Below are 24,768 nucleotides of genomic sequence, written 5' to 3'. Positions count from 1 at the left end.
TGTGGCGAGACAGCCGGCAGAGTGCAATCACCATCCTGACATCGGGCAAAAAAAATCGCCGGCTCAGACACCGTCAGGCCTTCACCACCGTCTCTCGGGCTAGCCCGAGGCGGCCAAAAACATTGCGTGTGTCGACGATTAGAAGAGCGTGATCAGCGATCGCCTGATAGTCGATCGCGTCGTGGTCGGTTGCAACGACGACAGCATCGAAATCCTTCAAGGCCGCCTCGGTCAATTCGACCGAGCGGCGCCCCTTGATCGCCATATGCTCCCGTGTGGTGGGGATCTCGGAAACATGCGGATCGTGGAATTCCGCCTTGCCGCCCCATTCCTCAATGAGTTCAATGAGCCGCAATGAGGGGCTTTCGCGGATGTCGGGCACATTCTTTTTATAGGCGAGCCCGATGATGAGAATGCGCGAGCGGCTGAGCGCCTTGCCGCAGCGCCGGTCCAGCGCCTTCGCCAGTTCATCGACCACATGACGCGGCATGGCCGTGTTGATCTCTGCTGCCAGCTCGATAAAGCGGGTCGGAAGTTCGTATTCGCGCGCCTTCCACGTCAGGTAGAAGGGATCGATCGGAACGCAATGCCCGCCAAGTCCGGGGCCAGGATAGAAAGGCATGTAGCCGAAGGGCTTGCTCTTTGCCGCCTCGATCACCTCCCAGATGTCGATGCCCATCGCACCGAGCACGACCTTCAACTCGTTGACGAGGGCTATGTTGACCGAGCGGAAGATGTTTTCCGTCAGCTTGACCGCCTCGGCGGTCGCCGTGCTGGAAACCGGAACGACGGTCTTGACCACGCCCTGGTAGAAAGCCTGCACGAGCGTCGCCGCTTCAGCGCCGTCGCCTGCCACGACCTTGGGGATCGTCGCGACTTCAAAGTTGCGGTTGCCGGGATCCTCACGTTCGGGCGAGAAGCCGAGGAAGAAGTCTATCTTCGACTGCAAGCCGGTTTCTTCCAGTATGGGCTTGATCACGTCGTCGGTGGTGCCAGGATAGGTGGTCGATTCCAGCACGATCAGATGGCCGAGACGCAGATGCTTCGCGATCGTGCCTGCCGTGCTCCTGACAAAGGAGAGGTCCGGCTCACGGTGTTTCGTCAGCGGTGTCGGAACGCAGATGATGATGACATCGCAGACGGCCAGTTCGGCAAAATCCGCAGTGGCGCGGAACCGTCCGCTCGCCACCTGGCCGGCAAGGGCTGTCGACGTCACCGCCTCGATGTAGGATTGGCCGTTGTTCAGGCTCTCGACCTTCTGGGCTTCGATGTCGAAGCCGAAAACCGGGAAGCCGGCGCGAGCGATCGCAACTGCCAGCGGCAACCCGACATAGCCCAGTCCGATCACGCCGACTTGTGCGACACGCGTCGAAATTCGGTTCAGAAGACGGTCATATGTCGATCGTGAGGCGTCCAAAAAATCTGCTTTCCCGTCAATTCGGACAGGCTGTTCGCTTCCATGGCGAGGCTCACCTGGTCCCAAGAACCATGGCCGAGGCATATTGCGGAAGATGGATTTCCGCAAGCCGTCCTCAGACCGGGGTCTTCGCCTTCAGTCTTGCGGCAGCCATCGCATAGCCGCCGGCGGCGCCATCGATGAAATGAACGTGATCGCGCTGCAGCGGCGAGGCGACGAGGCATGTCATCAAGGCCGATTTCTGGCGGTGCAGGCCATAGTTGCAGATGCCCGCCTCTTCCGCCTGTTTCAGCCGGTTCTCGATCCGTTGCAACACATCCGTGTCAACGTCGATGGTCATCTTCAAGCCGTCGTCGAACTTCCGGAAATCCGAATTGCTGGCCACGTCGCGTTTGTAGATCTTCGGATCGAAACGGCCGATCGTCCAGCCATATCTATCGGTAACAGCCGTAAGCGTCATCAGGAACACTATCCACAGCTTCGACAGCCATCGCCATCCTGCCGGTGCCATGGCCCGCGCCTCGATATCGAGGCCGGCGGGCAGAAAACTGTAGCCCGGCCCGTTCACCGGCACCGGGTGGCCATCGCGTTCATGCCTGCCGGCAAGGGCGATGATGTCGGAAGCCAGAAACTGAAAACCGCGCAAGTCGCGTGACGCCCCCGGTATGGCTATGATCGAGACGATTTCGCCATGCCGGGCTTCGATCGGGTTCCAGCGGCAGGAGAGGCCGGTCAGATCCGGCCGCGTGCCGGCCGGCGCAGGATCGATGCGGTAGCGCCCCGCTTTCATCTCGGCTTCCGCCCAACTGCCGCCACCGCCGGCGAACATGGCATAGAAGACCGCTTCGGAGGCCTGGAACCTCGCCACGCGAACGTCGAGGCCTTGCGCTCTTATATCCTTTATCGGCACGATTGCGGCACGCAAGGTCAGGTCCAGTTCGTCCGCCACCCATCTCTGGACAGCCGCCAGCGCGCTGCGGGTGATCTCCAGCGCCGAGCCGGGAAACGCCACGAGCGCGCCGTCGCCGCCGAAGACAAAGGGAAGATCTTGCCGACCCAGCGCATTGAGCAGCGCCGAAATGACGCTGGCGCCGGCCATATTGACGGTTTTGTAGCGCCCAGCCTCGACCGCCTTGGTCGAGCCGACGATGTCGGCGGTGGCCAGCGCCCAGCCATCGGGGAGAGGCCGATAGTTATCGATATCGGCAACGCTTTCGAACTTTGCGAAGACCGGCAAGGAAGCGACAAACGGGTCGGACGCGGCAGCTGTTTCCATGAGCATCAGATAGCACATTCCACTGCTTGAAGGTGAAGTCGATCATGCTTCGAAATTGACTTGCGCAAGCTTTCCGATGATAGGGTTCGGCGATGCGAATTGCCTTCTACGCGCCGCTGAAGTCGCCCAATCATCCCGTTGTCTCCGGCGACCGTCAGATGGCACGGATGCTGGTCAAGGCGCTGGAGCATGGAGGGCATAGCATCGAACTAGCATCCGAATTGCGCTTCTATCTACGCCAACCGGAGTTGAAAAGTTTCGATACGCTCAAGATCGAGGCCCGAGAGGAAGCCGCGCGGCTGAAAAAGCTTTGGGATCGCGACGGCAAGCCCGATCTTTGGTTCTCCTATCATCCCTATTACAAGGCGCCAGACCTGATCGGACCCGAGTTAGCGTCGGCCTTTGCTGTCCCCTATGTGACAGCGGAAGCCTCCTATTCGAGGCGGCGCAACGCCGGCTTGTGGGCCGATACGCAAGCGTTGGTGGCGCGAGCCATCGAACAGGCAGCGCTGAACATCTGCTTCACGCAAAGGGATCGTCAGGGACTGACAGACGCGATTCCCGACGCCGCTCTCGCTATGCTTTTGCCCTTCATCGACACATCGGTATTCTGGGAAACACCGGCACGGGGTTGTCCGACGCGCCTCGTTACAGTCGCCATGATGCGCCCGGGCGACAAAGTCGAAAGCTATCGCATGCTGGCGCAAGCGCTCGGCTCGATCGACCACCTGCCCTGGACCATGTCGGTCGTCGGGGACGGGCCTGCCCGTGACGAGGTCAAAGCGCAATTCGCCGACTTGCCCGCCGACCGTATCGAATGGCTTGGCGCGATTGAGCCGGCCGCCGTGCCGGATGTCCTCTACAGTGGGGGAATTTACGTCTGGCCGGGTTACGGCGAGGCCTATGGCGTTGCCTATCTTGAAGCACAGGCCGCCGGCCTTCCGGTGGTGGCTCAGGACATCGCCGGCGTGCCGGAGGTCGTGCGGGATGGCCAGACCGGGTTTCTCACCCCGCCGGGCGATGTGGCGGCGCTCGCTTCTGCCATTGAAAGGCTTCTGGCCCGTAACGACGAAAGAACCATCATGGCCGCAGAAGCCAGACGTTTCATCCTCGAAGAACGTTCCCTCGGTGGTGCAGCGGCGCGTCTGACCGAACTTTTTGCGAAGATCGCGGTTTCATGACATCCGATCAGATATGGCAGCCCTTGGTGGAAGAACTGGCGTGCCGGCAACGGGCGGACCGTAAGGCAGAGTTCTGGCTGCGCGACGATGACGCCGTGGATCCAACGCCTGCGCTTGATCGGCTGCTCGACCTCACCGGTGAGTTCGCGGTTCCGGTCACTCTGGCCGTCATTCCGGCCCTGACTGATGAGAAGCTTGTCGTCCGGCTTGACGAGGCGCCGCATGCCACGGTCGCCATCCATGGCTGGGCGCACCGAAATCATGCGCCCGAGGACCAGAAAAAGCAGGAGCTCGGCGCGCATCGGCCACGCGAGGCGGTGCTCGATGATCTGGCTCGCGGACTGTCGCACGTAACCGGCCTGCACGGCGCACGTACCGTTCCGATGCTGGTGCCACCCTGGAACAGGATCGACGCCGGCTTGGTATCCGACCTTGGATCGATAGGATTTGCGGCATTGTCGGTCTTTGGGCCGCTGAAGCCGGCTTCACTGGCGGTCATCAACAGCAATGTCGACATCATGGATTGGCATGGCACGCGCGGCTGCCGCGATCATGGCCTGTTGGTTCAGGCCATCATCGCGCAATTGCAGCATTCAGTCGACAGCGGCGAACCGGTCGGCCTGCTCACCCACCATCTCGTACATGATGAATCGGCCTGGCTTTTCCTCGAACGGCTGTTCACAGTCACCGCACAGACCAAAGCCTGCGCATGGCTTCCGATCAGGACATTGATCGGGCGCTACGCCGGTAGGGGAAAATAGCTCAGTGCTCTTTGTGCAATGAGACTGGAAATTTAAGCGTCTGGCCATCCCTCGCGACAAATGCGCCGGCAAACCTGTCCTTGGCCAGTTTCTCGATCTCGTCCAGTTCCTCGTCGGTGCGTGTCGGAGTGTGATGAAACACCGCAAGCCCCCGCGCACCGGCCGCCTCACAGAGCTTGACGCCCTGTTGCCATGTCGAGTGCCCGTCACCGCGGTGGCGTTCCATTTCCTCCTCGGTGTAGGCGCAGTCGTAAATGACGAGGTCGGCATCTTCGATCAGGCCGAGCACCGCCTGATCGAGTTTGTCCGACTCGTGCTCAGTGTCTGTGATCATTGCCACGACACGGCCGCCCCATTCCACCCGGTAGCCTATGCAGCCGCCCGGATGGACAAGACTGCCGGTTCGGACCACCACCCCTTCGCGCGGCCGAAGCACGTCTCCGGATACGAAATCGCGGCAGTCGAGGCTTGCCTTGCAGATATCCAGTTTCACCGGAAACCACGGCGGCCGCATGAACTCGTCGACCATCTGCCGGGTCGTCATGCGTCCTGCAAGATGCCCGGACCAAAGCGTAACCTTGACGCTCCGGTCATAGATCGGCACAAAAAACGGCAGCCCGATGATGTGATCGTAATGGCAATGGGTGAAAAGCAGGTCGAAATCGGTCACGCCCGACGCCCGAAACGCCCGGCCGGCGGACCGTAGGCCAGAGCCCGCGTCGAACAGAAGCGTATGCTTGCCGCATCGCATCTCAACGCAGATTGTGTTGCCGCCATAGCGAGAGAATTCTGGCCCCGATACCGGAATGCTGCCGCGCACGCCCCAAAACCTGACCAGGAAAACGTCGTCGTCCATGCTACCCCTTCGCAGTCCCTGTCGCCCATCGTAGCCAAACAACCGCTGCTAGGCGAGACAGGTTTTTCTCCAGGTGATCTTGTCAGTAAGAGGCCAGTGCCATCACGACGGCGAGGATCGAGCGAAAGTCATTCGTTATTTGGCGCTTCGTGCGTCGATCAGATCCGCGGTCGTATGGTTTAGGCGATCGGCAAGAACCCGCAATATCTCGATGGTCATTTCAGGGAACTCCTTCATAAGCCTCAGGAAATGATCCTTGCGGATTCTCAAGGCTTCCAGCGGAGATGCGGCTCTGACGGTGGCCGTGCGGGAGCTGTTGCACAATATGGCGATCTCGCCAACAATCGAATTTGGCATCAGTTCGGCAACTTTTATCGGTCCGCTGTCGGAATCGACCAGAATATCCGCCCTGCCTGAAAGGATGACGTAGGCGGCGTCTCCCTCGTCGCCCTGCCGGAAAAGGATCTGGCCGGCGCCGTAGCTCACGCGATCGGATGTGAACGCAAGCAGCTTGAGCTTTGTCGGCTCTATGCCAGAGAACAAGGGAACGCGTTGCAGCATTCCAACCTCATCCTTGAGCAGCATTGTCGCAAACCTTCCCAAAATTTCACGTCTGCGAGACTAGAACAACCGACACCCCGATGGAATCAATTCTGTTTCCGGATGGCGAGACGAACCACGCGAAAGGTGGCGAGCCCGATCAGCCGGAAACCTCAATCCCTTGACCTTGCAACAAGTTCCCACCGGCAGGATGATCCCATCTGAATGTCCAATGCTCTATGATAGCAGTTCCTTAAAGATACCGCTTCCTGCCAAAAGTGTCTCGTGTGTTCCGTCTTCCACCAATTGACCCGAGTCGAAGACGATAACGCGATCGAACATCATCGCCATTGCCGGATTCGTCACGACCCACACAATTGCTGGTGAATGGCCGTCGCGTCTGGCTTCCTCGAGCACGTTTCGCAGCACCTTATCCTGCATGCGCTGGTCGAGTGCCGACAGCGGCCGGTTGAGAATGAGAAAATCGGGACGCTTGAGCAGGGCCCGGGCAACATCGAGCTTCTGTCGCTGTCCGCCGGTCAGCCGCCTGCCGCCTGAGCCAACGTTGAAGTCCAGGCCGACATCCAGAAGTTCGGCATAAAGCCCCAGTTCGTCAAGAATGTCATAGACGATGGAGCGTATGCGGTCCGGCGCGTCGGGATGGTTGTTGCCCACACGCCCGAACAGGACATTATCCATGACGGTGGCCGCGGCAATGTATTTGGCAGGATCATACCGTTCGACCGCATTTTGCAGCTCGGGCGGCAGGTTTTCATAGAACCGGTTGCGTGCAGCGACGATCTTGCTCATGAGCTCGTCGCTCAGCAGGCCGAAGCGGTGCCGGGGCTCGATATAGGCAAAGCTCAAGGTGACGATCATGGCGCGGTCGCTCTCCGAAACCGCCTCGTAGGGACGGTTCTTGAGCCGTTGCAGCAGGCTTTCGTAGGCGGGTATCTCCTCGGCGCTCATGAAGGCGAGCTGCTGGAAGAACTGGTGATCGGGCGGCAGGTCGGCAAACAGCTCGATCGCCTGTTCGGCGATCTCCATGCCCATTTCGTAGAACGTGCGATCGAGGCCGGCTTGCTTCAGCACAGAAGCAAAATAGGGATTGGCCGCCAGAGCCCTGTCGGCCAGTTCGGGGCCGGCGGCAGCGCCGAAGAGCAGGTTTTGGCCGATCGTTGCTTCCTTGTTGTAAGCGCCCGGTTCGAAAGGAGCCACCAGTCCGCTCAGCCCTTCGTGTTCCAGCCGGGTTCGCAGTGCCGCACGCAGTTCGACGATCCGCCTGGCAAGCTCCGTGTGACGCGTGAGGTCGGCCGAAGAGCGCAAGCCAAGATCCAGAATGTCGCGCGACAGAACAACCGCGTCGAGCACCCGGCGCACGGCTTCAAAGAGGTCGTGCGGGCCGGTAGCGCCGGCGGAAGCATAGTTGATCCAGTCGCTGTGGATATCAAGCTCCGGATTGCCCGACCGGCGCGCCTCCTGGATGTTCCAGCGGCGCTGGTCTGCCGCAGCACCGTCATAAGGCACCGATGTCAGCGGCGCATGCTTCAACCCGTAGAGCAGGTTATCGCGGAGGCTTGCCTGGAACAGGAAAACATCCGACGAGGCATAGGACATGCGCCGGCCGGTCACTGCTTCGGGGAGTTCAAGCAGGTCATCGGCACCCGAAGCGACCCTTCCGCTGTCCGGCCAGTTCAGCCGCGCGAAGGCTTCTGCAAGCGCCTCCGCTCCACCTGTTGTGGTGCTGACCAGCGCCACCGTCTCACCCGGCTTGATCTGGAGGGAGATACGGTTGAGGAGCATTGCACCGCCATCGTCTACCATGGACAGACTGACGGCCGACAGGGGGTTGGTCATCGGAGCGGGATCGTCGATCGTCAATGCCCCGATTCTCGGCGCAATGAGATCCTCAACGGTAAACTGTTCAACGACCTGCTGATATTTGACCTGGACATCCTGCCGCGCCTGATCCCAATCGATCAGTTCCTTCATCGGTCCGGGCAGGTCCTTGTAAGCGCCGATCACTGCCACGAGCTGGCCGACGTCCAGCCGCCCCTGGATGACCAGATACCCGCCGATCATGTAGAACAGAAAGGGCGTGAGCTGCGCGAGAAAATTGTTGAGGAACTTCACCATGAATTTCCATTGGTAAAGATCGAAGCGGATTTTAAAGATAAGCCCGAGCCGGGCAGCTATGTCGGCGCGCTCGTAGTTTGATGTATCGTGGACGTGAACCGCGCCGATGCCATCGACGATTTCGCCAACCCGGCCCGAAAGAGCGCGCGCCGTCAACTGCCGCTCGCGCCCGAGCACGATCAGCCGCCGCCGCATTCGCGGGATGAGCACGATCTGGATCCCCACGATCACGGCCGCGATCATTCCGAGCCAGACATTCTGGACCATGATGAACAGCATGGCCGTCAGCGCCTGGCCGCCGAGTAGTACCGGCTGGACGAAGGCATCGCCGATGAAGCCGCCCAGCGGCTCCACCTCGTCCTTTACCATGGTCGCCACTTCGGCGGATTTCACCCGCTTGAAGTAAACCGGCGGAAAACGCAGCACACGGTCGACCAGATCGAAACGGATACGCCGCAGCATGCGCTCGCCGAGGCGGCCCTTGTAGGTGTTGATGTAGAGTTTGAACAGCCCGTTGATGATGACTAGCAAGAGGAACACAAGGCTCAGGGCAAACAGCGTCGCGTTGCGGTCGAGCTGAAAACCGGAGAAGAACTGAACCTCTCCGATGAACGGCAGGTTATAGTGTAGCCTCATGAATGGCTGGGTCGCGCCCGGTTGCTCGAAGCCGCCACCCTGGATCGGGCCGTTGACGATCAGCTTCGGCAGGTCGAAGGACATGAAATACGGGACCATCGAAAGCACGACGATCATCAATATCCAGAGCTGCTGCTTCTTGGTGTGCGTCCAGATATAGCGGGCTAGGCTGGGTTCCATATGCGACTGCGGACCCTTCAGTTGAAAGGATGCAGGATGTAGACGCACCTGCTGGCGAATGGCGTATCGGCAATTTCTTCGTCGCCAACGACAAGCTCGAAGCCGCAGTGCACTGAAATTGTCCTGCGCTCAACGATGGAAGGAACCTGCGAGGCGGCGCGATCCAGTTCCGGCGCATGGTCGATGACAACGACATGGGCATTGTTGGTCAGCGAAGAAAGCGGCTGGCCAAACGGTTCGCGGCTTCCATAGGATTTTGGCGAATAGCCGAGCAGCACGAGGCCGCAGCTGCGAGGCTGGTGCTGTCGGATGGACGCCGATGGTCCGGACAGATGCAACAGGCTCTCTCCGGCACCGGCCAATGGCGAAGCGGCTTGCAGCATAATCACGTCCGCGAATCAAACAGCCTTGCAGGAGGCAAGATTGCGTTGTGTCGCCCGAAATCCCAACATACAAGACGAATATGATGGATGTCACGCGACCACGCAATGCCGGCATGGACTGGCATGAGCAAGCCTTGGACCTCACGCGGGGGATTGCTGCCTATGTCAACTGCCCTCTCGTGGCAGGGCTGGCGCGCGTCGTCACCAAGCATCCGAAGGCCGATATCGCCAACGCCTTCAACCACAAGCAGGTCGCCTGCAAGATGTGGGCGCTCGACAGGCTGTTCGAAAGCTGCGGTGGCCGGTTCCGTCGCATATGGGTTTTGGGTGGATGGTACGGCGTATTGCCGGCAATGCTTTTCAACGACGCCCGCTTCGACATCGCGGCGATCGATAGCATCGACATCGATCCCGAAGTCGCGCCGGTCGCCCGGACCCTCAACCGGGAAGCGGGCGACCGGTTCCGGGCGCTGACGGCAGATATGTACGCACTCGACTATGCGGCCGGGCGGCCCGACCTGATGGTCAATACGAGCTGCGAACACATAGCCGATCTGCGCGCCTGGCTTGCTCTGCTTCCGCGTGGCACGAATGTACTGCTGCAATCGAACGATTATTTCAGCGAGCCGACGCACATCAACTGCGTGGCTTCACTTGCAGCCTTCGAAGCAATGGCGGCGCTACGGGAGGTGCGGTTCTCCGGCGAACTGCCGACAAAAAATTATACGCGCTTCATGCTGATTGGAACTGTTTAACGCATTTCGCCCAAAAGTGCGTAGCGGTTTGGGACAACGACATGCACAAAAACAAAGACTTGATGCGCGTCGCACAAATCTCGCCAGACGCGACGCGCGTCAGGATCTATCGTCTATTTGATCATGAAACTTTCCGAAACCGGGCCTCACTTTTAGGGACCATGTTCGATACCGCTCGCGCAGGATTTGCGCGGAGCGACGCGCGCCTTCCAGATCGAGGCGATGCGCGGATGGCGTCGGTCCCACAAGCGCCTGTTCGATCGCTTGCGCCAAACCTTCAGGCGTTAGGTCCTTTTCCATCAGCACCGTTGCAAGACCGAGTTCTTCGAGCATCAGGGCGCGAACCGTCTGTTCGGTTTCCCCGCCGGCTGCAAATGGAACGAGCAGGGAGCGACAACCCGCGCGCAGGACATCGCAGACCGTGTTGTAACCCGCCTGCGAGACTGACAGGCGGGCGCCGGTCAGCAGGCTGGCGAAATCCTCGCGGAACCGGAAGATGGACAGGCCCGGCGTGGCATCGCGTGCGATCGCGTCAAACTCGTCTTTCGGCAGGTTTGGGCCGGTGATCAAGCACCATTTCCAACCATTGTTGGCATTCCGCACCGCTGCGATGGTGGAGCTGACAAGGCTCTTTCCGGCAGCCCCGCCGCCAACCGACACCAGAACGTCGAAGCGCTCGGAGGCCGCGGGCGATGGGGGCGCGGCAACGAGCCCTGTGTAGGTGACCTCGGCCCTGATCGCCCCAGCCAGTGGAAATGTCTTGTCGATGGTTGCGAAAGCCGGATCGCCGTGGACCATAACAAGGTCGAAATACCTGTTGATGAGATCGACCGTTTCCTTGTTTCGGCCCGGCTTGACTCGCTCCTGAAGGATATCACGGACCGACGTCGCCAGCAGCGGTCTGGGCGACGTCGCGTCGATGGCCTCGATCAGCGGCAAGAGTTCGAAACGCATCTGCCGGCGTCCAAATGGAAACGCCTCGACAATGACGATATCAGGCCTGCAATCCCGGAATGCCTGCAGCAGCATCTCTGAACGCCATTTCTTGAAATCATCGTCGATGGGTTTGCCCTGCAAGTCGACAAGTCCGGAAAATCCTTCATCACCGGAGGTGACAGGTGGCAGGGTTACAGATTTTACACCCAGTCCCGGAAACCCCGCGATCGGCGCTCCGCCGGTCACGACGGTTACGTCAAACCCGTCATCGACCAGAGCCGCCGCAACGCGGCTGGCGCGCGCGAGATGGCCGATACCGAGCAGGTGCTGAACATAGAAGAAAGCGCGCAGCCGCTTCATTCGGCGGCCCGCCACTCCCGCTCGAACAGTTCCTTGAGCTGTCCAATGCTTGCCATATGATCGAAATTGCCGCGCACGCGCCGCTCTGCGGCGTCGCCGAGGCGGGCACGCAGCACAGGATCACGGATCAGGCGCTCCAGCGCCTGTGCCAGGGCAATTGGGTTTTCCGTCGGAACCAGGAGCCCGGTTTCATCCGGCGATAAAAGCTCCGGCACGCCGGAAATATCGGTCGACACGCAGGCAAGCCGCTGGCTAGCCGCCTCCACCAAAACATTCGGCAGACCGTCCCGGTCGCCATTTGCGGTGATCCTGCAAGCCAGGGCGAAGATGTCGGCGCAGCGGTAGTGCTCAAGCACCTCCTCCTGGGCAAGCGCGCCTTTCCAAGAGACGCGACCATCCAGTCCGAGCTTTTGCGCCAGCGCCTTGAGCCGTTCCAGTTCCTCGCCGCCGCCGATATGCTCGAAACGCCACGCCAAATCACCGGGCAAGAGGGCAAGGGCCTCCAGCAAGGTATCGTAACCTTTCTTTTCAACGGCGCGCCCGACACTCAGAACGATAACCGGTTCGTCCGGCGCCGAGCCGTCATGCTGTTTTCGCGCCTCGCCGAAACTGCCGAAGCGATCAAGGTCGAGCCCATGATAGCTCAGATGCACAGACGAGTTGCCGTTAGCGAGTTTTTTCAGACGGTCGAAACCGGTTTGCGTGCAAGTGACCGTCCAGCGCGCCGAGGCAAGCTTGCCAGCCAGATCCCAGTCCGCCGAAGTCCAGATGTCCTTGGCATGGGCCGAGCAGCTCCAGGGCAGGCCACGAAGCTGGCTGGCATAGCGCGTCACCGACGCCGGCGTGTGCGCGAAATGTGCATGCAGCCAGCCCGCGTCTTCCGGCCATTCGGCCGCCAGCACGAGCGCTTGCCCGAAGCGGCGCGCGCGATTGCGCGTAAAGTCGCGGGGGATATCGGCCGCCAGCGATCCGAGAGCGCGCCAGAAGCCCGGCCGCAGCAGATAAGCAAACAGCGAGCGAACCACGCGCAGCGGCTCTTCATGCAGATATTCCGGCAGATAATGGACGGGCGCTTTGATCTCGTCATGCACGGGGTGGCGTTTTGCGTCGGTCGGCCGCCTGAGCGCGACGAGTATCAGGTCGAACCCTGCACGCTCCAGACCGAGCAGTTCCTGCGCGATGAAGGTTTCCGACAGCCGCGGATAGCCCTTCAGAACCACGACGATCTTGCGATGTTGCAACTCAGTTCATGCCTTCAATGACCGAAAGGTGATGGCCGGCCCGCCGGTCGAGCAGTTCCGCGACGATTTCGGAAATATGAGGCAGCCCTTCCAGCGTCAGATGCGGGTTGCTCTGCGATGGGCGGGGCCGGTCCGGCAGCACCTTCAGTGCATCGGCAAACCGCTGGGAATCCTTGGCTTCCTCCGGCAAAAGCATCTCGATGAGACCGAGTTCGGCTGCACGCCGTGCGCGGATCAGTTGTTCCTCGCGGGGCATGATGCGCGGCACGATCAGCGCCGGCTTGTCGAAAGACAATATCTCGCAATAGGTGTTGTAACCGCCCATCGCCACTACCGCCTTGGCGCCGGCAATCAGATCTTCCATGCGGTTGTCGAACTCGATGATCTTGATATAGGGGATCCTGGATCCCTTCTTGAGCAGCTTGTTGCGCTGGCGCGCCGGCATGTAAGGCCCAAGCACGATCAGCGCCCTATGCTGCAATTGCGGATCCTGCTGATAGGCATCGATGACGTCGTGGATCAAGTCGGCGCCGTCACCGCCGCCACCGGTGGTAATGAGGATATAATCGCCCTCGGGCCGGTGGCCGGGCAACTCGTTCTTCTGCAGGCTCCGTTGCAGGAAACCGACGAACTTCATCTTTGCCCTGACAGCCGGCGGCACATCCAAGCCGGTCAACGGATCGTAGAAATCCGGCGGACCATAGGCCCAGACCTTGTCGTAGAACAGGCCTATCTTGCGCATCACATCCTTGCGTGCCCACTCTGCATCGAGCAGATGCGGCGCGTCCATCACCTCGCGCAGGCCAAGCACAAGCGTGGTGCCCCGCGTCTTGAGGTAGGACAGCGTGTCCTCGATCTCACCGCGCAGGCCGAGCGGTTCCTTGTCGACGATGAAGATATCCGGCCGGAAGGTCTCGGCTGTGTGGCGGATGATCGACTGGCGCATCCTTAGCGTCTCATGCAGATCGATATCCTTTTCCAGCGAGGTGTATTCGCCGTTGCGCAACTTGATGACGCTGGGGATCTTCACGAAGTCGACACGGGCGCGGTAGTCGAAGGCGCCAGCGATAGTCGCACCCGAAATGATAAGCACCTGAAGTCCGCGGAAATCCTCGACCAGCGAATGCGCGATCGTCCGGCAGCGCTGCAAGTGGCCGAGCCCGAACGTGTCGTGGCTGTACATGAGAATTCGAGCGTTTTGTACGTGCTGGGTCATTGTTGAACGTCTTTTAGAATTCTCGCCTTGAGGACCGTGGGCGAAACCATCCTCGCGGGTCTACCGACCTGTTTTGAAACATGAGGGCGCAATTTTCAATCTGTACTACCCAAGAGGGTCCATACGCTGAAGCCAGGAAGCTGCGTCTCGCGCTTTGAGGTCAACGAGCCGGCGTCGCGCGCTCACTAGAGACAGGTCGAACACACAAACACAATTTTCTCTTTTGGTTTCAGTGCCTTAATGGCGGCATCCGTCAACACGCCTACTACCTCCTGAAAAGTCCCGTCAGTACAATTTTGAGGTTCCTCGACAGGAAATCTCTTATATTTTCAATGCTTTAAGGCAAAGTACCGTCATGAGCTTCGTTGTTCGTGACGGTACTTTGAAAATTCGGAACGGGCAATATGCCGAGGCCCGTCAATCGGTCCGTCACCGCCAATCTCTGCCCACCGATAGTTGCTGACTGTCCTTGGAATGATTTATTTTGTTTTCAAATGGCTACGGCGAGCATCGACCCAGTTTCGGCGGCAATTGGGTAGGTCTGAATCATTCCCACTCGATGGTGCCGGGCGGCTTGCTCGTCACGTCGTAGACGACGCGGTTGATGCCGCGCACCTCGTTGATGATGCGCGTGGCGGCAGCACCCAGGAACGCCATGTCGTAGTGATAAAAATCCGCCGTCATGCCGTCGACCGAGGTCACCGCGCGTAACGCACAGACGAATTCATAGGTGCGGCCGTCGCCCATCACGCCGACCGTCTGCACTGGCAGCAGCACGGCGAAGGCCTGCCAGATGGCGTCGTAGAGGCCGGCCTTGCGGATCTCGTCGAGATAGATGGCGTCGGCCTCGCGCAGGATCTCCAGCTTTTCGCGCGTGATGCCGCCGGGGCAGCGGATGGCGAGACCTGGACCCGGGAACGGGTGCCTGCCGATGAAACTGTCGGGCAGGCCGAGTTCCTTGCCGAGCGCCCTGACCTCGTCCTTGAACAGTTCGCGCAGCGGCTCGACCAGTTGCATGTTCATGCGCTCGGGCAGGCCGCCGACATTGTGGTGCGACTTGATGGTCACCGATGGGCCGCCGGTGAAGGAGACGCTTTCGATGACGTCGGGATAGAGCGTGCCCTGCGCCAGGAAATCGGCGCCGCCGAGTTTTTTCGCCTCTTCCTCGAACACCTCGATGAACAGCCGGCCGATGGTCTTGCGTTTCTTCTCGGGGTCGGCCTCGCCCTCCAGCGCCGAGATGAAGCGATCGGAGGCATCGACCAGGATCAGCGGCAGATTGTAGTGCTGGCGGAACATTGCCACCACGCCCGCCGCCTCGTCCTTGCGCATCAGGCCATGGTCGACGAGGATGCAGGTGAGCTGGTCGCCGACCGCCTCGTGGATCAGCAGTGCCGCGACCGAGGAATCGACGCCGCCCGACAGCGCGCAGATCACCTTGCCCTTGCCGACCTGCTTGCGGATCGTCTCGACGGCGTGCTCGCGGTAGGCGCGCATCGTCCAGTCGCCTTCGATGCCGGCGATGTTGTGGACGAAGTTCCGGAGCAGCCGGGCGCCGTCAGGCGTGTGCACTACCTCGGGGTGGAACATGATGCCGTACATTTTGCGCTCGACATTGCCGAAGATGGCGAAGGGCGAGCCCTCCGATTTGCCGAGCACCTCGAACCCCCTGGGCAAGGAGATGACGCGGTCGCCATGGCTCATCCACACCTGATGCCGCTGGCCGGGCGCCCACAGGCCCTCGAACAGTGGGCTGTCCTTCTCGATCTCGACGAAGGCGCGGCCGAATTCGCGATGGTCGGAGCTTTCGGCAACACCGCCCATCTGCACGCACATGGCCATCTGGCCGTAGCAGATGCCGAGCACCGGCACGCCAGCGTCGAAGACGATCTGCGGCGCGCGCGGGCTGCCTATGTCTGACGTCGAGGCCGGGCCGCCGGACAGGATCACCGCCTTTGGATTAATGCGCTTGAAGGCCGCTTCGGCCGACTGGAAGGGCACGATCTCGGAAAAGACGCCGGCTTCGCGGATGCGGCGGGCGATGAGCTGCGTAAACTGGCTGCCGAAATCGACAATCAGGACGGTGTCGGGATGATTGGCTGTTTTCATGGCGAGCGTTTAGAGAAAGAAATGAGTCGGCGCAATGGGTTGCGAGGCGTCTCTCTCAATCCGATTCCGCATCTTCACGCGATGAATCAAATCGCAGGGCTCCGGAGGCGATCGCCTGGTCGAGCCGCATGACGGCGTCGGCCAGCTTCTCGTCGATGACGTGGAGATATTCCTTCCAGTCACCGACATGCCTCAGGTCGGCAGCGCCATCGGAAATGCCGCGCAGCCCAACAAGCGGCACGCCGAACAACTGACAGGCGCGCAGGCAGGCAAAGGTCTCCATGTCGACCATGTCCGCGGCGATCGCATCATAAGCACCACCGGAAATGATCGCACCGCCGGTCGACAGCGTCGCCTCCCTGATGCCGGGAATCCTGAACGGCAGCGGCACCGTCACCGGCAGGTCGAGAAACGGCGTCGCGCCCTTCTCGAAGCCCAAAGGCGAGGCGTCGATGTCCCGGTAGGCGACCGAAACGGCTTGGTAGATTTCCGTCTGTTCAAGCGTGCGGCTACCCGCCGAACCGAGCGATACGACGAGGTCCGGCAGCGCCTTTTCGGACTTCAGCCAGGACAGTTCGGCGCTGAGCCTGACAGCCGCCTCGACCGGCCCGACGCCCGTCATCAATGGCGTGAACAGCCGCTTGAGATGCGGGCCGTATTCGGCTTCGGCGGCCATGACAAAGAGGACATCCCTGCCCGACAGGCGAGACATTTTGGCGGTCACGATGATCTGTTCCTCTCTACCTGAGCCGGAAGGCTAGAAGGCGACGTGCCCTCACCGGCCCCCGACCCTTCGCCATGGCTCCGGGCGTTCGTCGCTCGAAAAGCCCATTTGGGGGCTTTTCGAGCGCTACGCGGATCACTCCTCATCCTTCAATGCCATCGCGTCCAACCACGGTCATCATCGTTCCGGTCATGGTGGCGATCAGCTTGGCCTCGCCGTCTGCGGCAAAGGCATAGGCCTGGCCGTCGGCGACGATGATGGTGCGACCGGGCTTGGTCACCGAACCGCGGAACAGGAAGCGTTCGCCTCGGCCTGGCGCCAGGAGATTGACCTTGAACTCGATGGTTAGCACGCCGGAATTCTCCGGCATCAGCGAGAACGCCGCGTAGCCGCAGGCCGAATCCAGCGCCGTCGAAATGACGCCGGCATGGAGGAAGCCATGCTGCTGGGTCAGCGCCGCCGAGTAGGGCATCTCGATTTCGATGATGCCAGGCGTCACCAGCGTCAGTTCGGCGCCGATGGTCGTCATGGCCTTCTGGCGCGCGAAGGACGTCCTGACGCGGTCCTCATAGTCGGGGGCGGGTACGATCTTTGCTGCCATGGCCTCGCCTTTGCATCTGCAGAAAAAGCTTATTGCAGAGGTGTGGGCGACAGGCAATCGCTTTTGCTGCACTGCAGCAATCCCATCCCAGCGCGCCCGGTTTCGTTTGCCGGCAAGGCTCAGCCGGCCTTGTGCAGCGCGCAGGCATAAAACCCGTCAGTGCCGCTGAGCAGCGGCGACAGCGAGATGCCGCCCGCGGCGCCAATGCGTGCGGCGGCCGCGTGGCCGGGAAACCGCTTGTCCCAAAGCTCCCGGTGGTCGACCGGAACAAAGTCGCCATGGCGCTCCCGGAAGGCCGCGACCTGGTCGCCATTCTCTTCGTCGAAGACCGAGCAAGTGATGTAGACCAGCAGGCCGCCGGGTCTGACGAAGGCCCTGGCATCGTCGAGGATCGCCGATTGCTCGGCTTTGCGGGCATCGAGCTGTCTTTGCGTCAGCCGCCATTTGGCATCGGGCCGGCGCCGCCAGGTGCCACTGCCGGTGCAAGGTGCATCGACCAGAACGATGTCCATGTGGTTCTCAAGGGGGGCGAGTTCCGCCGGCTTGCTGACGATCTGCACATTGCGGTTTTCCGAACGGCGAATTCGGTCGAAGATCGGCGCCAGCCGTGCCTTTTCGGCATCATACGCAAAGACCTGGCCTGTATTACCCATCGCCGCCGACAGAGCCAGCGTCTTGCCGCCGGCGCCGGCGCAAAAATCGAGAACCTGCATGCCAGGCTCGGCGCCGGCAAGTGCCGCCACGATCTGCGAGCCCTCGTCCTGGACCTCGAACCAGCCCTTCTGGAAGGCCGGCTCGGCCTGCACGTTCGGATGCCGGCCGTCGCCGTCGATGGGCGGGATACGGATGCCATGCGGCGCGATGTCGGCGGCTTTCGCGCCGGTCTGCGTCAGTTCCGCCAGCACCTTGGCGCGATCGGCCTGCAGCGTGTTGACCCTGATGTCCAGTGGCGGACGGGTGGCGAGTGCCGCGCCCTCACCGACCCAGCTTCCGTCGAAGGCCCGCTCGAAAAGCGGTTCGCACCAATCGGGGATATCGGCCCGCACCGCGGCCGGCGCATCGGCCAGCCGGCGATCGGCGACTGTTTTCAATTCGTCGCCGCTCAGCAAAGGCGGCGCGAACTTGTCGCCGTCGAGCGCCCCGTTCAGCGACTGCGCCGTCTGGTCCCATTCGAGCAGCAGCGCGCCGAAGCCAGTAGCGCGCGGCGTGTCCTCGCCGAGCAGCCAGCCGGCGGAGCGCTTGCGGCGCAGCGCGTCATAGACGATGTTGCCGATCGCCGCGCGGTCGCCGCCGCCGGCGAAGCGGTGCGACAGGCCCCAGTCCTTCAGCGCGTCGGCCACCGGACGGTGGCGCCGGCTAATGTCCTCCAGCACTTCGATGGCCGCCGCCAGCCGTCCTCCCAATCGCATTTTCTTGTTCCGTTGTTTGGCCTTGTCGGCAAATTGCGTTCGGCCCTGCTCTATCGCATCGGTCCGGAAATCGGAATCTATTTTCGGAAAAGCACGATACGAGGATTCAAAGCGCCGGAGCGTCCTAAATGGCGCAAGTGGAGCGCACAAGCGCGCCGGCTGGCGCAATGCTCGTGCTTTCAAACTTTTCAGGTTGCGATACTCTTCCGCTGCGTGATTCGCCAAGAACAGCAAGCGGATCGACGGGAAATTACGAGGAGAGGGCAATGAAGACTTATCTGGCGGAAGTTCTGGGTACATTTCTACTGGTGTTCATCGGCACCGCTTCGGTGGTGACGGGCGGTTTCGGCGGCGCGCTGCCGCTTGGCCAGGAAGGCATCGGTCTGGCGTTCGGCATCGGCCTTATTGCGGCGGCCTATGCGATCGGCCCGATCTCGGGTGCGCATCTCAATCCGGCGGTGACGCTCGGCGTGTTCCTTGCCGGCCGGATGCCGGCCAAGGACGTCATCCCCTACTGGATCGCGCAAGTCATCGGCGCCATCATCGCGTCGCTGGCGCTGTGGATCATCGTCTCAGGCCAGGTCGGCGGACACACCGGTGGCTTCGGCGCCAATGGCTGGGATACGACGAAATGGGGCGTCAGCTCGGCGTTCCTGTGGGAGCTGATCGGGACCTTCACCTTCGTGACGGTGATCCTCGGCGTTACCAATGCCAAGCATACGACCGCTTTCGCCGGCCTCGTCATCGGCCTGACGCTTGCCGGGCTGCATTTTGCCATCATCCCGGTCACCGGCACCTCGCTCAACCCGGCCCGTTCGATCGGCCCGGCGCTGTTTTCGGGAAGTGCCGCGATCAGCCAGCTCTGGCTTTTCATCGTCGCACCGCTGATCGGCGGCGCCATTGCCGGCGTCGTCGCCAAGGCCGGCATTTTCGAGAAGGACTGATTTTCGAAGCTTGAATACAAAAAGGCGCGGGCCACGGCCCGCGCCTTTTTGTTGTGTCGAGAAATCTTGTGCCTGGATCAGGCCGCGAGGTCGAAACGGTCAGCGTTCATCACCTTGGTCCACGCCGCTACGAAATCCCTGGCGAACTTCTCCTTCGCGTCCGCCGTCGCATAGACTTCGGCAAGCGCGCGCAACTGCGAGTGCGAACCGAAGATGAGATCGGCGCGGGTGCCGGTCCATTTGACTTCGCCGGTCTTGCGGTCGCGGCCCTCGAACACGTCCTTGGCGTCCGACGTCGCTTTCCACTCCGTGCCCATGTCGAGCAGGTTGACGAAGAAGTCGTTGCTCAGCGTTTCCGGCTGCCTGGTGAAGACGCCGTGCTTGGACTGCCCGGCATTGGCGCCGAGTACGCGCAGGCCGCCGACCAGAACCGTCATCTCGGGCGCCGTCAGCGTCAGCAATTGTGCCCGGTCAACCAGCGCCTCCTCCACGGTCAGCCGCTGCTTGCCGCTGACATAGTTGCGGAAGCCGTCAACGGTCGGCTCCAGCGGCGCAAAGGAGTGGATGTCCGTCTGCTCCTGCGAGGCGTCCATGCGCCCCGGCGTGAAGGGAACCTTCACGTCGTTTCCGGCATCCTTCGCGGCCTTCTCGATGGCAGCACCGCCGCCGAGAACAATCAGGTCGGCAAGCGAAACCTTCTTGTCGCCAGACTGCGACGCATTGAATTCCTTGCCGATCGCTTCGAGCTTGTCGAGCACCTTGGCCAGCTCGGCCGGCTGGTTGACGGCCCAGTCCTTTTGCGGCGCGAGACGGACGCGCGCGCCGTTGGCGCCACCGCGCTTGTCGGAGCCGCGGAACGTCGAGGCCGAAGCCCAGGCCGCAGCGACCAGTTGCGGCACCGAAAGGCCGGACGCCAGGATCTTGGCCTTGAGCACTGCTGCGTCCTGCTCGTCGATCAGGACATGATCGACCGCCGGAACGACGTCCTGCCAGGGCAGTTCTTCCGCGGGAACGAGCGGGCCGAGATAGCGCACGCGCGGGCCCATGTCGCGGTGGGTCAGCTTGTACCAGGCGCGGGCGAACGCGTCGGCGAACTGATCCGGGTTCTCGTGGAAGCGCCGCGATATCGTCTCGTAGGAAGGGTCGAACCGCAGAGCGAGGTCGGTGGTCAGCATGGAGGGTGCGTGACGCTTTCCGGCGTTGTGCGCGTCCGGCACGGTGCCGGCGCCGGCGCCACCCTTCGGCGTCCACTGATGGGCGCCGGCCGGGCTCTTGGTCAGTTCCCACTCGAAGCCGAACAGATTGTCGAAGAAGTTGTTGCTCCATTTTGTCGGCGTCGTGGTCCAGGTCACTTCCAGGCCGCTTCCGATCGCGTCGCCGCCCTTGCCGGTGCCGAACTTGCTCGCCCAGCCGAGGCCCTGCTGCTCGATGTCGGCGCCTTCCGGCTCGACGCCCACCAGCGACGCATCGCCGGCGCCATGGGTCTTGCCGAAAGTGTGTCCGCCGGCGATGAGTGCGACGGTCTCCTCATCGTTCATGGCCATGCGCGCGAAGGTGTCCCTGATATCGCGCGCCGCGGCCAGCGGATCCGGATTGCCGTTCGGGCCTTCCGGATTGACGTAGATCAGGCCCATCTGCACGGCGGCGAGCGGGTTCTGCAGATCGCGGTCGCCGCTGTAGCGCTCATCGGCCAGCCACTTGCCTTCGGGACCCCAGTAGATGTCCTGTTCGGGCTCCCACACATCGGCGCGGCCGCCGGCGAAACCGAAGGTCTTGAAGCCCATCGATTCGAGCGCGACGTTGCCGGTGAGGATCATCAGATCGGCCCAGGAGATCTTGCGGCCGTATTTCTGCTTGATCGGCCACAGGAGCCGGCGGGCCTTGTCGAGGTTGACATTGTCCGGCCAGCTGTTCAGCGGCGCGAAACGCTGCTGGCCGGCTCCGGCGCCGCCACGGCCGTCGCCGATGCGATAGGTGCCGGCGCTGTGCCACGCCATGCGGATGAACAGCGGCCCGTAATGACCGAAGTCGGCCGGCCACCAGTCCTGCGAGTCCGTCATCAGCGCATGCAGGTCCTTGATCACGGCGTTCAGGTCGAGGCTTTTGAACTCCTCGGCGTAGTCGAACGCCTCGCCCATCGGGTCGGACAGCGAGGACTGCTGGTGGAGAACCTGGACGTTCAGCTGGTTCGGCCACCAGTCGCGGTTGGCCCTGGCAATGGTGGTGTGCACGACCGGGCATTTGCCCGTGCTGGGATCGTCAGTCTGAGCGTCCATTTTCGTCTCCGATTTGCTGAGTTTTCCGGGCAAGCCCAGTGGCCGCACCATTCTGGAATGATTCCAGACTAGGCCGCATTGCCGATAAAAACAAATTGCCTTTCCTGTTTATTCCGATAGGTTTTCCTTATGATAGGTCTCACCGTCCGGCAGATGCAGTATTTCGAGGCGCTGGCGCAGACGCTGCATTTCGGCCGCGCCGCAAAACTCGCCGGTGTGAGCCAGCCGGCGCTATCCTCGCAAATCGCCGAGATGGAGCTGAGGCTCAACTGCCGGCTGTTCGAGCGCGGCGGCAAGGTGGTGCGGATGACCGACGAAGCGCTGGCCTTGCAGCCCCGCATCGAGCGCATTCTCGCCGATATCCGTGACGTCGAGACGACGGCCCGGCGCGGCCGCCCGGCCATGGAAGGGCGCTTCCGGCTGGGCATCATCCCGACGGTCGCGCCCTATTTGTTGCCGCATGCGCTGCCGGAACTGAAACGGCATTTCCCCGCCTTGCAACTCGAACTGCGCGAAGCGGTGACCGCCTCGCTGATTGAGGATAGTGCGTCAGGCAGGCTCGACGCCTTCATCGCCGCCCTGCCCCTCAATCAACCCGGGCTGGTCAGCGAAGAACTGTTCTGCGACCGGTTTTTCCTCGCCGTGCCTGCCGGCGATCCCGCCTTCGCCTCGCCGCCGGTGCCGCCGGAAAGCCCGGCGCTGGAAAGGCTGATGCTCTTGGAGGAAGGCCACTGCCTGCGCGAACAGGCACTCGCCGTCTGCGGCAGCGTGCGCCCGGTGGCGATGGCAAGCTACGGCGCCACCAGCCTCACGACGCTCTTGCAGATGGTGGCGCACGGGCTCGGCGTCACGCTGATCCCGGAAATGGCGGCAGGACCGGCCAGCGCTCTGCCCAATCTCAAGATCGTGCCGTTCCAGGAGCCGATGCCGCAACGCACGATCTGCCTGGCATGGCGACGCAACAAGGTGCGGCACGACGAGTGCGTGGAACTGGCAAAGATTATTCGCGGGCTGGACGCGGCGGTGCTGGGGGTGTGAGGGGAAGGCGGCCGCAGGCTGAGGCGCTGGGTGCTGCCCGTCCTTGATCGTATGTCGCGGTATTGCAGGTCACTCATGCGTCCCGCGTCGCCGAGCGGTGTTGGCCAGGATCGGTGCCTAAAAGCCGTCTCATCCCTGCATCTGAATGCCAGCTCGCACCAAACCCTTCATGGAACAAAGATCAAAAAGACGTAGGTAAAAAACACCACAAGGTGGACCATGCCGGTCAGGAACGTCGTCCGTTCGTTGCTAAAGCTGACACTGCTTATGAAAAGCGCCAGGACCAAGAGCACTGTGTCAGTCGCGGGGATGCCCAGGGTCAGGCCCCTTCCCGTCAGCAGGCTGGCGGCTGCGACTACCGGGATGGTCAAACCAATCGTGGCGCAAGCTGAACCCATCGCGACATTCAAACCGCGCTGCAGCTCGTTGTTGAGGGCGGCACGAACCGCCGAAACGGACTCCGGCATCAAGACCAGGCCCGCGATCAATGCCCCCACAATGGCATCGGACTGGGTCACCTGGTAGGCAACAAGCGCATCCTCGATGCTTGCGGCGACTTGCTCGGCGAGCATGACAATACCAATCAGGCCGACCACCAGCAGTAGAACGCCCGCGAGGATGCTCTCGTGAGGGGCGGCTCGCGTCGAAACGCCGTGTGCCTGTCCTTCGATGAAATCGTCCCGGTGACGGACAGTCTGCGCGAACAGGAAACCTGCATAAAGCAGCACGGAAAGCACGCTCACAAAACCAAGTTGAGCCGCCGAAAATGTGCCGGGCCCCGTAGCTTGCGTATATGTCGGCAGAACAAGCGTCATGACAGTTAGCGCGATCAGAACCGCCAGATAGGCGCTGGTTCCTTGTCGCACGATTGCCTGCGTGCGATGCCGCCAGCCGCCAAACGTCAGACAGACACCGACAACGCCCGTGGATGTGATCATCACCGTCGAGAAGACGGATTCGCGTGCAAGTGTCGGGTTGTTCTCGCCATGCAACATCATGGAAACGATGATCGACACTTCGATGGCCGTCACGGCAATGGTCAGCACCAAAGTGCCGTACGGTTCCCCTACGCGCCGAGCCACCGACTCGGCGTGGTCGAGCACCACAAAGATGGTGATGAACATGATCGCGCTCGAAATCGCTCCGACCAGGATCCTCATGTTGATGGAACCCTGGTCTACCGAGAGCCCGCTGGCCCTGACCGCGATGGCCACAGCGAGAGCGGCTAACGGCATCGCATATGAGACCGCCGATCTTGCGAAACCACTCATTGCAGCCTTTTACGCTTTAGTTCTTCGTTTTATGCATGTCGTTGTCCCAAAACCGCTGCACACTTTTGGGCGACATGCATCAGCCTTGCGGAAAGCCTATTTGGAGCACATCTGGCGCGCTGCGGCCACTCCTTATGCTGCACCCGCGGACCTCGCCCGCCGGCTTCCGATAGTCTCGAAACATGATGTCACCCGCGACCCGGAAAGATCGCGACGCGGCGGCCCTATCCAGGCGTGTTTGCCTTGACGACCTTTTGGCATTCCGGCGTCAATTCACTCATATGGTCGGACAGGCATTTGATGATGCGGCCGCCGCCCTGCTCCACGCCGCTGCAGAACTTCTTGTAATCTGACTCGCAGGCCTCACGCTCGGCCGCCGTCTGAGCCATAGCCACGTTGGTGGCCATCTGGGTGGTCAGGAAAAGCACGCTTAACGCAATCCGCATGACAAACCTCCCTCAAATATGTAAATTAGCTCACTTTCATATAATGCGATAAACACAGGGAAGTATATAGAGGGGA

At 61.5% G+C, this 24,768-nt stretch carries 21 protein-coding genes; 5 read left to right on the top strand and 16 right to left on the bottom strand.

Features of this window, described 5'->3' with window-relative positions; genetic code table 11:
* Positions 1–73: 73 nt before the first annotated feature.
* Both OHD62_RS07670 and OHD62_RS07665 read right to left on the bottom strand, forming a co-directional pair.
* Positions 74–1,417, bottom strand: coding sequence for a nucleotide sugar dehydrogenase (locus OHD62_RS07670; protein WP_263781864.1), 1,344 nt, complete (start codon positions 1,415–1,417; stop codon positions 74–76).
* Between the two features lie 115 nt (positions 1,418–1,532).
* Positions 1,533–2,693, bottom strand: coding sequence for a DUF3095 domain-containing protein (locus OHD62_RS07665; RefSeq protein ID WP_263782328.1), 1,161 nt, complete (start codon positions 2,691–2,693; stop codon positions 1,533–1,535).
* A 92-nt stretch (positions 2,694–2,785) separates the two neighbouring features.
* Between OHD62_RS07665 and OHD62_RS07660 the strand changes: the two genes are divergently transcribed.
* Both OHD62_RS07660 and OHD62_RS07655 read left to right on the top strand, forming a co-directional pair.
* On the top strand, positions 2,786–3,874 hold the full coding sequence (locus OHD62_RS07660) for a glycosyltransferase family 4 protein (protein WP_263781863.1): 1,089 nt from the start codon (positions 2,786–2,788) through the stop codon (positions 3,872–3,874).
* On the top strand, positions 3,871–4,635 hold the full coding sequence (locus OHD62_RS07655; RefSeq protein ID WP_263781862.1) for a polysaccharide deacetylase family protein: 765 nt from the start codon (positions 3,871–3,873) through the stop codon (positions 4,633–4,635). The genes OHD62_RS07660 and OHD62_RS07655 overlap by 4 nt, the downstream gene beginning before the upstream one ends.
* Before the next feature lies 1 nt (position 4,636).
* On the opposite strand, the gene OHD62_RS07650 is transcribed toward OHD62_RS07655, so the two are convergent.
* From OHD62_RS07650 to OHD62_RS07635, 4 genes are all read right to left on the bottom strand, one after another.
* Entirely contained in the window at positions 4,637–5,491 is an 855-nt protein-coding gene (locus tag OHD62_RS07650; RefSeq protein WP_263781861.1) for an MBL fold metallo-hydrolase, read from the bottom strand.
* Between the two features lie 135 nt (positions 5,492–5,626).
* The gene (locus OHD62_RS07645) at positions 5,627–6,076 is read right to left on the bottom strand and encodes a cyclic nucleotide-binding domain-containing protein (protein WP_263781860.1); all 450 of its coding nucleotides are present in this window, start codon (positions 6,074–6,076) and stop codon (positions 5,627–5,629) included.
* A 192-nt stretch (positions 6,077–6,268) separates the two neighbouring features.
* Entirely contained in the window at positions 6,269–8,983 is a 2,715-nt protein-coding gene (locus tag OHD62_RS07640) for an ABC transporter transmembrane domain-containing protein (protein WP_263781859.1), read from the bottom strand.
* A gap of 17 nt (positions 8,984–9,000) precedes the next feature.
* Entirely contained in the window at positions 9,001–9,261 is a 261-nt protein-coding gene (locus tag OHD62_RS07635) for a hypothetical protein (protein WP_263781858.1), read from the bottom strand.
* Positions 9,262–9,449: 188 nt separating this feature from the next.
* On the opposite strand from OHD62_RS07635, the gene OHD62_RS07630 reads away from it, so the two are divergent.
* Positions 9,450–10,121: a class I SAM-dependent methyltransferase gene (locus OHD62_RS07630; protein WP_263782325.1), complete on the top strand. Its 672-nt coding sequence runs from the start codon at positions 9,450–9,452 to the stop codon at positions 10,119–10,121.
* 99 nt (positions 10,122–10,220) lie between these two features.
* Here OHD62_RS07630 and OHD62_RS07625 read toward each other — a convergent pair whose 3' ends face one another.
* The 7 genes from OHD62_RS07625 to OHD62_RS07595 form a co-directional block, all read right to left on the bottom strand.
* Positions 10,221–11,417, bottom strand: coding sequence for a glycosyltransferase family protein (locus OHD62_RS07625; protein ID WP_263781857.1), 1,197 nt, complete (start codon positions 11,415–11,417; stop codon positions 10,221–10,223).
* Positions 11,414–12,658 (bottom strand): glycosyltransferase family 4 protein, encoded by a 1,245-nt coding sequence (locus tag OHD62_RS07620; protein ID WP_263781856.1) that lies wholly within the window; start codon positions 12,656–12,658, stop codon positions 11,414–11,416. The genes OHD62_RS07625 and OHD62_RS07620 overlap by 4 nt, the downstream gene beginning before the upstream one ends.
* Position 12,659: 1 nt before the next feature.
* Positions 12,660–13,874, bottom strand: coding sequence for a glycosyltransferase family protein (locus tag OHD62_RS07615; protein ID WP_263781855.1), 1,215 nt, complete (start codon positions 13,872–13,874; stop codon positions 12,660–12,662).
* A 546-nt stretch (positions 13,875–14,420) separates the two neighbouring features.
* On the bottom strand, positions 14,421–15,983 hold the full coding sequence (gene guaA / locus OHD62_RS07610; protein ID WP_263781854.1) for a glutamine-hydrolyzing GMP synthase: 1,563 nt from the start codon (positions 15,981–15,983) through the stop codon (positions 14,421–14,423).
* Between the two features lie 55 nt (positions 15,984–16,038).
* Positions 16,039–16,695, bottom strand: coding sequence for a 5'-methylthioadenosine/S-adenosylhomocysteine nucleosidase (locus tag OHD62_RS07605; RefSeq protein WP_412177359.1), 657 nt, complete (start codon positions 16,693–16,695; stop codon positions 16,039–16,041).
* Between the two features lie 154 nt (positions 16,696–16,849).
* Positions 16,850–17,308 (bottom strand): PaaI family thioesterase, encoded by a 459-nt coding sequence (locus OHD62_RS07600; RefSeq protein WP_263781852.1) that lies wholly within the window; start codon positions 17,306–17,308, stop codon positions 16,850–16,852.
* 119 nt (positions 17,309–17,427) lie between these two features.
* A complete protein-coding gene (locus OHD62_RS07595) occupies positions 17,428–18,717 on the bottom strand; it encodes an RsmB/NOP family class I SAM-dependent RNA methyltransferase (protein ID WP_263781851.1) in 1,290 nt (429 codons plus the stop codon).
* 266 nt (positions 18,718–18,983) lie between these two features.
* Here OHD62_RS07595 and OHD62_RS07590 point away from each other — a divergent pair, with 266 nt between their 5' ends.
* Positions 18,984–19,661: an MIP/aquaporin family protein gene (locus tag OHD62_RS07590; protein WP_263781850.1), complete on the top strand. Its 678-nt coding sequence runs from the start codon at positions 18,984–18,986 to the stop codon at positions 19,659–19,661.
* Positions 19,662–19,738: 77 nt separating this feature from the next.
* Here OHD62_RS07590 and katG read toward each other — a convergent pair whose 3' ends face one another.
* Complete coding sequence (gene katG, locus OHD62_RS07585; RefSeq protein ID WP_263781849.1) at positions 19,739–21,937, bottom strand: catalase/peroxidase HPI; 2,199 nt, start codon at positions 21,935–21,937, stop codon at positions 19,739–19,741.
* Between the two features lie 129 nt (positions 21,938–22,066).
* Between katG and OHD62_RS07580 the strand changes: the two genes are divergently transcribed.
* Entirely contained in the window at positions 22,067–22,975 is a 909-nt protein-coding gene (locus OHD62_RS07580) for a hydrogen peroxide-inducible genes activator (protein WP_263781848.1), read from the top strand.
* A 167-nt stretch (positions 22,976–23,142) separates the two neighbouring features.
* On the opposite strand, the gene OHD62_RS07575 is transcribed toward OHD62_RS07580, so the two are convergent.
* On the bottom strand, positions 23,143–24,210 hold the full coding sequence (locus OHD62_RS07575; protein WP_263782324.1) for a calcium:proton antiporter: 1,068 nt from the start codon (positions 24,208–24,210) through the stop codon (positions 23,143–23,145).
* A gap of 260 nt (positions 24,211–24,470) precedes the next feature.
* Positions 24,471–24,692: a cysteine rich repeat-containing protein gene (locus tag OHD62_RS07570; protein ID WP_263781847.1), complete on the bottom strand. Its 222-nt coding sequence runs from the start codon at positions 24,690–24,692 to the stop codon at positions 24,471–24,473.
* Positions 24,693–24,768: the final 76 nt, after the last annotated feature.

Origin of the sequence: Mesorhizobium sp. YC-39, from assembly GCF_025753795.1 — a bacterium.
GTDB lineage: Bacteria > Pseudomonadota > Alphaproteobacteria > Rhizobiales > Rhizobiaceae > Mesorhizobium.
This window is presented reverse-complemented; position numbering and strand designations above follow the sequence as displayed.